The 1,137-nt window shown below is 63.9% G+C and carries 1 protein-coding gene; it reads right to left on the reverse strand.

The genetic code is table 11. The annotated features are described in order from the left end of the window. Positions 1-132: 132 nt before the first annotated feature. Complete coding sequence (locus tag GR328_RS26505; protein WP_160888629.1) at positions 133-900, reverse strand: transposase; 768 nt, start codon at positions 898-900, stop codon at positions 133-135. Between the last annotated feature and the right edge of the window lie 237 nt (positions 901-1,137).

The following is a 1,137-nucleotide window of genomic DNA, read 5'->3' on the forward strand; positions in this document are numbered from 1 at the left end:
GGACGATCCCTTTCTCAGGACGATGCCAAGCCGGATCTCGGCCACCCTCTTGAACCTGGAGAAGCGCGGACGCGTAAGGCAGACAGGAACTGTCGACGGGCGCAAGAACCTCTGGGAGATCGCACGCTGGACCTAGCAGGGCTCCCATACCAGGTCGGGCGGCCTGTTGCCCTGCCAGTAGCCACAAAGATTCCGTGAGGTCGGGTGGGCCAGTGCCCGCCCGAGCATCTCGACGGTCTGTCCACGGTTTCCGAGGCGGCTGCAGTCCTCGCGCCGGGAGAGTTCGGCGATGTAGCAGTCCAGGTACCTGACCGAGAAGCGATGGTGAACGCTGCGATAGGCTCGCCGCACGCGCGCAAAGAAGCTCTTGATCTGGTTCGGCGAGACGCCCTTGCCATGCAGGTAGGCAACCTGGTGGTTCACGCGGGTGAGATCGCAGAGGCCGACGAGTTCATCATAGGCCGCATGCTCGTCCGCGAAGATGTGAACGTTCGGAGCGACGTGGTTCCGAACGATGTCCCAGGCGCAGTCGGCGTTCTCGCCTCGGGTGATCCGCGAGATGGACTGGCCGCCCTCCCGACGGAGCTCCAGCGCCGCCTTGCCTTTGGCTCCATTGGCGGAGAGCGCGATGATCGCGAGGATCTGGCGGAATGGAATTCCGGAGGCGAAGATCGCCCTTGAGGTGATGCTGAACTCCCTGCGGCAGCCGCGGCACTTGGAGCGGCGTCGGGTCAGGACGTAGCACTCCGTCACGCCGCAATGTGGGCAGGATGGCTTGCCCTTGGTCTCAGGCCAGCGGGCGCGGCGGAACCAGTTGTAGGCCGTGTCCTCGCTCATCCGGATGACCTTGGTCACCGGGAGGTCCCTGGCGAGGCGGGAGAGGAGGAAGTGCTCGCTCACCGCTCAGCACCTCCCCAGAAGGGAGGAGATACCAGCATGGTATTTCACAGCCCCCGAGGATGGTCGGGATCGTGAACTCCATGGGAACGATGGCAAGATGCATGCTCAGGCTCCGGCAGCCGGGCGTGGCCGTCTTTATGACAGCGGCTACGCTCAACCATCCTAGTCGGGACCGCAGCGCCTCGGATCAGAGCTGTCGTATGAGCCTTTGCATGGCCACGCTTGTGCCAGGAAGCT

Origin of the sequence: Microvirga makkahensis, from assembly GCF_009830105.1 — a bacterium.
GTDB lineage: Bacteria > Pseudomonadota > Alphaproteobacteria > Rhizobiales > Beijerinckiaceae > Microvirga > Microvirga makkahensis.